This window comes from Streptomyces sp. NPDC054840 (genome assembly GCF_053611065.1).
Genome location: NZ_JBSGZP010000327.1, coordinates 1 through 7,483, shown reverse-complemented (window position 1 = coordinate 7,483; position 7,483 = coordinate 1). Strand labels below are relative to the sequence as shown.

The window sequence follows — 7,483 nt, the reverse complement described above, 5'->3', positions numbered from 1 at the left end:
CCTTGTGCCAGTCGGAGCCGCCCCACTCGCCCTGCTGGAAGTAGGCGGGCGCGGAGGCCGACAGGACCATGTCCCGGCCGCTGTCCCGCAGGGCCTTCGCGACGGCGTTGTAGGCGTCGCGGTAGGCCTCCTCCTTGGACGTTCCCTCGGGGACCCAGAGGTTGCAGCCGTCCATCTTGACGTAGTCCACCTTCCAGGAGGCGAACTGCCGGGCGTCCTGCGCGTAGTGGTCCGCGCCGCCGCCCTGGGGGGCGCCACTGCCCGGGTACTTCTCGCAGGTCAGGGAGCCCGCGTCCTGGTAGATGCCGAACTTCAGCCCCTTGGCGTGGAGATACTCGCCGAGCCAGGCCATGCCGTGCGGGAACTTGGCCGTGTCGACGACCAGACTGCCCCGCGCGTCACGGCTCTTGGTCATCCAGCAGTCGTCGACGGTCACCGTGTCGTAGCCCTTGGCGGCGAGCCCGGTGGTGACGAGCGCGTCGGCGTTGGCGACCACCTTGGCCTCGTCGATGTCGCACATGTAGTGCGCCCAGTTGTTCCAGCCCATGGGAGGGGTGAGTGCGAGCGGGGTGTCCGAGGTCGCCCGGGGCTCGGCCGCGACCGGGGCGGGGGAGAGCGCGACGGCGAACAGGGCGGCCGCGGTCAGGCAGGGGAGCGTTGCACGCAGGCGAGCCGGCACGGAGTCTCCTTGACGTGGGGGCAGTCGTGCGCCCAGTGCACCGAGGTGATTACCCACTGTCAACACAAGTCGCTGACTGTCGGCTGATGACCAGCAATATGGCTGCAATCCATGTCACACGAAAGTGAAGATACGTCGTATGTTACGATGTATCTTATGCCGCGAAGATCAGCTGCCCTGGACCGCGCGACCCCGGAAGCCGTCGCCGTCGCCGCCCTGCGGATCCTCGACGAGCAAGGGCCCGGCCACCTGAGCTTCCGCACCCTCGCCGACCGGCTGGAGGTCTCCCACGCCACCGTCCAGCGGCGCTGCACCGACCTCGCCGGCCTGCTCGACCTGTGCACCGAGCACCTTGCCGGGCAGCTCCCCGAGATCCCCGCCGGCACGGACTGGGCGCAGGCCGCCGAAGAGCGGTTCCGTGCGCTGTACCTGCTGCTCACCGCCCACCCCGGACTGCTGGTGCTGCGCGGCGGCCGGCCCTGGCTCGGGCGTCAGCTGCTGGCCCGCCTCGTCGAACCGGCCCTCGCCGACAGCGTGGCCGCCGGGATGACCGTCGCCGAGGCGATGACCGCCTACCGCCGGATGTACCTGCTCACCCTGGGCAGCGCGGCCTTCGTCGACCACCGGGATCCGGCCGCGGCCACCGCCGCCTCGCGGGCGGCCCTGGCCGTGCTGGATCCCGCGGAGTTCCCCGTGCTCTCCGGTGGACTGCCCGACGTACTGCCCGCCCTGACGGACCACGAGGTCTACTACGGGGCCCTGCGCCAGCTGATCGAGGCGGCCCGGCCCGCCGCACCCGCCCCGGCCACCCGGTCCACCACCCGCACCTGATGGGGAGACAGTCCATGCCCGCAGCACCGGCCCAGCAGCTCGACCACGCCGCCGTCCGCGCCGCCGCCGTCCGGATCGCGGGCCGGATCCGCCCCGTCACGGTGACGCCCGCGGCCGAGGCGGGGGCCTGGTACGCGCTGGAGTACCTCCAGCACACCGGCTCCTTCAAGGCGCGCGGAGCCCGTAACTTCCTCGCCGCCCACCATGAGGCAGACGCCCTCCCGGCCGCCGGGGTCACCATCGCCTCCGGCGGCAACGCCGGGCTCGCCTGCGCCTGGGCGGCCCGCGCGCTGTCCGTGCCCGCGACCGTGTTCCTGCCCGCCAACGCCCCGCGGGTGAAGGTGGAACGGCTGCGCGGGTACGGGGCCGATGTGCGGCTCGTCGGCGACCGGTACGCCCGGGCGCTGGCCGCCTGCGAGGAGTTCGCCGCCGAGAGCGGGGCGCTGAGCAGCCACGCTTACGACCACCCGCTCATCGCGGCGGGCGCCGGGACGGTGCTGGAGGAGATCCGGGCCGCCCTGCCCGGGCTGGACACGGTGGTCGTCGCGGTCGGCGGCGGCGGACTGTTCGCCGGGGTGGCCACGGCCGCGCGCGAACACGGCGTACGGGTGGTCGCGGTCGAGCCGGAGAACTGCCGGGCCCTGAACGCCGCCCTGGAGGCGGGCCGGGTCGTGGACGTGGCCGTGGAATCGGTCGCCGCCGACTCCCTGGGGGCCACCCGGGTCTCGGCGGACGCGCTGGCCGCCGCACAGGAGAAGAACGTGACGTCCGTCCTCGTCTGCGACGCGGAGATCACGGCCGCCCGGCGCGCGCTCTGGGAGGAGCACCGGATCGTGGTCGAGGCGGGCGCGGCCACCGCGGCGGCGGCGCTGCGCACAGCGGCGCAGCCGCTCGGCGACCGGGTCGCCGTCGTCCTCTGCGGGGCCAACACGGACCCGCGGGACCTGGCGGCCCCCGGGACCTGAGCCGTGTACGGCCCAAGCGTTCAGTAGGCCCGGGCGCCCCGCGCGGGTCGACCGGTGTGAGGACTCCGAGCCGGTCCTCGATCGCCCGGGCCGCGGCCAGGCACAGGTCCTCCCGGAACGCGCGCCCGACGACCTGCACCCCGCAGGGGAGCCCGTCGGCCACCCCCGTCGGTACGGCCACCCCGGGTACGCCCACGAAGCTGGTCACGGTGCACAGCCGCATTCCGGACCCGACCCGGTCCCTGCCCGGCCTGTCACGCGACTCCAGCCCGGGTTCGACCGGTGGCTCGGTGAAGACCGGGCCGAGCAACAGCGGGTATTCGTGGAGGAATTCGGCCCATGAGCGGCGGATGCTCAGCCAGGTGCCCATCAACTTCATGAACTCGTCCGCGCTCGCGGGCGGGGTCTGCTCCATCATCATCGCGATGTAGCGGTCCCCGCCCCTGCCGAGCAGCTCGCGCACCACCGGCCAGTTCGGGGCGAACTCGGTCACGGTGATCCGGCCGTACGCCTCGATCGCCTCGTCCAGCCGCGGCACGTCCCGCACCTCGCGCACGTCGTACCCGGCGTCGCGGAGCGCGGCGGCGGCGGTGGTGATGGCTGCGCGAACCGTGGGGTGGACGCCGTGCCCACCGGGATCCGCCACGACCGCGACCTTCACGCGCGGCCACCGAGATCTCGCTGCTCCGGGAAGAGCACCGCGCCGAGGCCAGGGTCTGGCTCGCCTTCGTCGCGCAGGCCACCGTCAGCGAGGTGCTCGCAAGGAGGCTCAAGACGAACTACGCGACCCTGCAGGAGACGTTCACCTGCCTCATCGCGGAAGCCGGCGAGGACGCCGGCGGCGTCGTGCGCCTCGATGCGCAACGCGAGGCCCGTGCCCTCCTCGCCCTCGCGGACGGCCTCACCACACACGTCCTCATCGGCCATCTCACCCCGCAGGAGGCGCACGACGTCCTCCACGCACACCTGGCCGGCCTCTGGGAGCGGGCGGCCAGGCCTGCTCCCCCTGCCGCACTCCGACCCGCCGCCCGCCGCAGGTGACGCATCGAGCTGCCACCGACACGGGGGTGTTGTCCGCGGCCGGCGAGGGCGGGCACCGGTCCTCGTTCCGAGGTCCCGGGCCCGAGGGGGGTGCTGCGGGCAGGAAGACGCCGAGCCCGCGGTCCGCAGGCGACCGGGCTGTCAGTCGTTCTGGTCCTCGCCCTCGCGGACGAGAACGACCGTGCCTGCGGAGTACTGCACGACCTGCTGGCTCACCGAGCCCAGCAGCGCGCCTTTGAAACCCCCGTACCCGCGGGTCCCGACCACCATCAGGTCCGCCTCCTTCGAAGCATCGACCAGGACCTGCGCCGGTGACCCCTGCTCGACGCGCCGGAACACCGGCACCCCGGGCGAGGTGCCCACGGCGGCGGCGACCGTGTCCGCCAGCTTCCGACGGGCGGCCTCCTCGGCCGTCACCGCCTCGGCGTCGGCGGTCTCGGCGGCGGTCGGGCCGATGGTGAACGGATTGCGGTTCCACTCCCAGGCCATGACGGCGTGTACCCGGCCGCCCGTCATCGCGGCCTGCGCGACCGCCCAGCGCAGCGCCTCCTTGGAATGGTTCGACCCGTCCACGCCGACGACGATCAGCGGCTCGATGGGGTGCTCACTCACGGTGGGATCCTCTCGCTTCGCCCGAATAGTCGATCTCCTCCCTGTATACACGGCGCGGGGGGTCCGGCCTCGAACGACGATCGTTGCGACGGCCGGCGACTTTCGAGGACAGCCCGCGGCTCCCGCTTCTTGCGAGGGTGTGCGTGTCCAGGCGACCGCCGCCGGACACGAACGACATGGAGGAACGGGCGTGGCTCAGCGCAAGGGTTGTCTGATCGGGTGCGCGGTGGCGCTGGTGCTCGGCGTGGGCCTCCTCGTGGCAGTGGTCTTCGGCATGGGGAAGATCCTCGACATGGCCGACAAGACTCTGGTCGACCCCGCTGTCTACGAGGCCGCGAAGACCGGGGACGCGGAGAGCGAGGTCCGTGGCAAGCTCCCGTCCGGGGACAGCATCGTCAAGGACGCCCTCAAGGAGGGCGGACCGGCCGAGCCCGAGGGCAGCACCTGCTCCTGGTACATATCCAGCGGCGAGGCCGAGAACGGTGAAGAGACCGTGCTCCGCTTCTGCTTCAAGGACGGCAAGCTCGTGGAGAAGAACCGGTACCCGCTGAAGTGACCTGATCGGATGCCGATGCCGATGCCGATGCCGATGCCGATGCCGGGCGCTGTCGAGCGCCCGGCCGAGGGGCGCGGCAACAGCTCATCTGCCCTTGAGCAGTTGGTCGACCCGGGGTACGGACAGCCCTATCAGTGACGACACTTCCCGGAGGGTGCGCCCCTGACGCAGCTCGCCCACAGCGGCGGTGCGGATGTCCTTGACCGCCTTCGCCACATCGGGCAGCAGCTGATCGGTGAACAGCCGCGCGGCTCGTTCCCGCACCACGGGGGTCTCGATGTCGGCGAGGCGCGCCCGGACCGCGCTCAGATACTCGGCGGTCAAGATGCGCAGGTCATCGAGCACCTGCTGGTCGGAAAGGGTGCTGTCGGTCATGGGGACAGCGTACGCAGACGTGGTAGGAATTTAAGATGACCTTCCCGCTCGGCGCGTGTCGCGCCGGGTCGGAGACGAGCCAAGTGGGCTGCCAAGACCGGGTGTTCGAGCGACGGCGCACCGACGTGGCCGGCAAGTGGCCGGGGCGGAAGCGCCGTTGCGAGGAGCGGGCCGGGGCCCACCGTCCGCCCGCAGTCATCACACACCAGGAGCGTCAGCATGATCCTCGAACTCGCCGTGATCTACACGACCCGGCTCGACGCCTGCCGCGACTTCTACCAGGGCATCGGCCTCGACCTCGTGCACGAGCGACACGGCGACGGGCCGGAGCACTACGCGGCGGGGCTCGCCGACGGTGGCGTCCTGGAGCTCTACCCCGCCACGAGCCGCCCGGAGACCGGGTACCTGCGCCTCGGCCTCACCGCCCCACCGAACGCCGCAGGTTTCCTGCCGCCGGGCCGGCACGTGCTGACCGACCCGGACGGCCGTACGGTCGTCCTCACCGTCGCTGAGGCCCGCTCGGGCCGGGTCCCGCCGGAGCCGCGCACCGGCGGACGGACCGGGTTGGCCGACGCCGGCCCCCGCGCGTCGAGCGCCGGGCCGGTACCTCCCGAGGGCCGCACGGGCGTGATGTACACCGGCTGGGCGGCCCGCGGCGGTGGAGAGTCCCGCGGCGGGGAGTCCTGAGGCGGGGAGTCCTGAGGCCGGGAGTCGGTCTGCGGTGTTCCTGTCCATGGCCGGCGTGGCAGGTCCTGCCCCTGCGCCCTCCGACTGTGCAGGTCGGTGCTCTGGCTACTGAGCTACACGCCGTTCGAGGCGAATGCAGACGTGCGTCCGCCGCTCGCACAACCCGGCTCCGTGGATGTCACCGCGGGCGCCGGACAAAGGGCGTTCGCGGTGGTGGGATAAAGCCCATTGGCGCGGCCTGCCGTGAACCATCGACAAGAAGTCAAATTCCGACGCACAAGCAGCTTCGTCGTCGAATCGATCCCTTCTCAACTGTCTTTGGACTAAAGCGCATCAGTCCAGTTCAGGGCAACTGTGATCGAGGCCTCCGAGAGGCGCCCGGCCCGGGCGGGCCGTTCGGCACTGATGCGTCCCCGGCCAGCCTTCGTCCTGCCTCATTGACGAGGTCCTGCTTGCGGGCGACCGTGGGCACCGCCTCCGGCGATGGGGCCGGACTTCTGCAAAGGCGGCGACGATGACCCGTTCGAGCCCGACCCGTATCGCTGTTGCCCTGCTGACGGCGGGAACCCTCCTCTCGACCGCCGCGTGCGGCCTGAACGGCGGCGCCGCCGACGCGAAGGAGGCGCGGCGGACGGGCAAGGTGGCCGGTGAGATCACCTTTCGGACCCTGCAGCTGAAGCCCACCTTCACGGCCTACGTACAGGGGGTCATCGACGCCTTCGAGAAGCGGTATCCCGAGGTCGAGGTCACCTGGGAGGACGTCCCCGGCGACGGCTACAACGAGAAGCTCGTCGCGGACGCCCAGGCCGGAGCCCTCCCCGACGTGGTCAACCTCTCCACCGACTCCTTCCAGCTCCTCGGCGACCGGGGCATGCTCGCCGATGTGGACGCCCTCGACGGCGCGTCGGCCAAGGAGTACGTGCCGGGCGCCTGGGAGCAGTTCAAGCTCCCCGGCAAGGGCGACAGCGTGTACGCGTACCCCTGGTACGTGACCCCTGAGATCCTCACCTACAACAGAGAGCTCTTCGAGAAGGCCGGTCTGGATCCGGCCTCGCCGCCGACCGGTGTGGAGCAGTTCTTCGACTACGCCGAGCGGATCGCCGCCTCGTCCGGCGGCCAGTACGCCGCCTTCATGGCGGACCCCAAGGGCCGGCTGCCCGGGGACTGGCAGAAGATGGGCGTCCCCCTCCTGAACGAGAAGCGGGACCGCTTCACCTTCGACACGGACCGGGCCGTCCGGTGGGTGGAGCGGATGAAAGACCTGTACGCCAAGGGCGCCATGCCCAAGGAGTCCCTCCTCACGTCGGACGACATCAACCAGCTCTACGGCGGAGGCAAGATCGTCTTCGGTCCGGGCTCCCCGGGCTTCGTCAAGGACATCAAGCAGAACGCCCCGCAGATCTACGCCAAGACCCAGGTCGCCGGAGCCGTCACCGGCGAGCTCGGCCACATCGGCATCTACGCCCAGTCGCTCGGTATCAAGAAGGACACCGAGCACGTGGACGCGGCGGCCGAGTTCGCCAAGTGGGTCACCAACGGCCCCAACCAGGTGGAGTTCTCCCGGAAGGCCACCATCTACCCGTCCAGCGCCCAGGGCCTCGCCGACCCGTTCTTCTCCGACAAGGGCGACGGCAAGGACGCGGAGACCGTCGCCCGCGCCGTCGGCGCCGACCAGCTGAAGACCGCCGCGCTCGACGCCAACACCCCCGTCCAGTGGACCAACCAGGTCGGCGACGC

Annotated in this window: 8 protein-coding genes, 1 tRNA gene and 2 pseudogenes; 6 read left to right on the top strand and 5 right to left on the bottom strand. The window is 71.5% G+C overall.

All coding sequences use genetic code 11. The features are described from left to right. The coding region (locus ACWGIU_RS22330) for a glycoside hydrolase family 27 protein (protein WP_453708376.1) at window positions 1-679 on the bottom strand (679 nt) is incomplete at its 3' end. Window positions 680-835: 156 nt separating this feature from the next. On the opposite strand from ACWGIU_RS22330, the gene ACWGIU_RS22325 reads away from it, so the two are divergent. Both ACWGIU_RS22325 and ACWGIU_RS22320 read left to right on the top strand, forming a co-directional pair. Beyond that, window positions 836-1,510 carry a TetR/AcrR family transcriptional regulator gene (locus tag ACWGIU_RS22325; protein WP_453708374.1) on the top strand — a complete coding sequence of 225 codons (675 nt, stop codon included), beginning with the start codon at window positions 836-838 and terminating at the stop codon, window positions 1,508-1,510. A 14-nt stretch (window positions 1,511-1,524) separates the two neighbouring features. Then, a complete protein-coding gene (locus ACWGIU_RS22320) occupies window positions 1,525-2,475 on the top strand; it encodes a serine/threonine dehydratase (RefSeq protein ID WP_453708372.1) in 951 nt (316 codons plus the stop codon). Window positions 2,476-2,515: 40 nt separating this feature from the next. On the opposite strand, the pseudogene ACWGIU_RS22315 reads toward ACWGIU_RS22320, so the two are convergent. Continuing rightward, window positions 2,516-3,208, bottom strand: a pseudogene (locus ACWGIU_RS22315) (amidase family protein); the annotation flags it as partial. Between ACWGIU_RS22315 and ACWGIU_RS22310 the strand changes: the two are divergent. Beyond that, window positions 3,139-3,516 (top strand): annotated as a pseudogene (locus tag ACWGIU_RS22310) (TetR family transcriptional regulator C-terminal domain-containing protein); the annotation flags it as partial. The pseudogenes ACWGIU_RS22315 and ACWGIU_RS22310 sit on opposite strands and share 70 nt — an antisense overlap. 141 nt (window positions 3,517-3,657) lie before the next feature. On the opposite strand, the gene ACWGIU_RS22305 reads toward ACWGIU_RS22310, so the two are convergent. Continuing rightward, complete coding sequence (locus ACWGIU_RS22305; protein WP_453708370.1) at window positions 3,658-4,128, bottom strand: universal stress protein; 471 nt, start codon at window positions 4,126-4,128, stop codon at window positions 3,658-3,660. A gap of 190 nt (window positions 4,129-4,318) precedes the next feature. On the opposite strand from ACWGIU_RS22305, the gene ACWGIU_RS22300 reads away from it, so the two are divergent. Beyond that, the gene (locus ACWGIU_RS22300) at window positions 4,319-4,684 is read left to right on the top strand and encodes a hypothetical protein (protein ID WP_453708368.1); all 366 of its coding nucleotides are present in this window, start codon (window positions 4,319-4,321) and stop codon (window positions 4,682-4,684) included. Between the two features lie 84 nt (window positions 4,685-4,768). On the opposite strand, the gene ACWGIU_RS22295 is transcribed toward ACWGIU_RS22300, so the two are convergent. Continuing rightward, entirely contained in the window at window positions 4,769-5,059 is a 291-nt protein-coding gene (locus tag ACWGIU_RS22295; RefSeq protein ID WP_453708366.1) for a hypothetical protein, read from the bottom strand. A 219-nt stretch (window positions 5,060-5,278) separates the two neighbouring features. Here ACWGIU_RS22295 and ACWGIU_RS22290 point away from each other — a divergent pair, with 219 nt between their 5' ends. Next, a complete protein-coding gene (locus tag ACWGIU_RS22290; RefSeq protein ID WP_453708364.1) occupies window positions 5,279-5,746 on the top strand; it encodes a hypothetical protein in 468 nt (155 codons plus the stop codon). A gap of 47 nt (window positions 5,747-5,793) precedes the next feature. Here the strand turns inward: ACWGIU_RS22290 and ACWGIU_RS22285 are convergent. Beyond that, a tRNA-Cys gene (locus tag ACWGIU_RS22285) sits at window positions 5,794-5,869 on the bottom strand. A 391-nt stretch (window positions 5,870-6,260) separates the two neighbouring features. Between ACWGIU_RS22285 and ACWGIU_RS22280 the strand changes: the two genes are divergently transcribed. Further along, window positions 6,261-7,483 (top strand): ABC transporter substrate-binding protein (locus ACWGIU_RS22280; protein ID WP_453708362.1); only part of this gene is annotated, 1,223 nt, incomplete at its 3' end.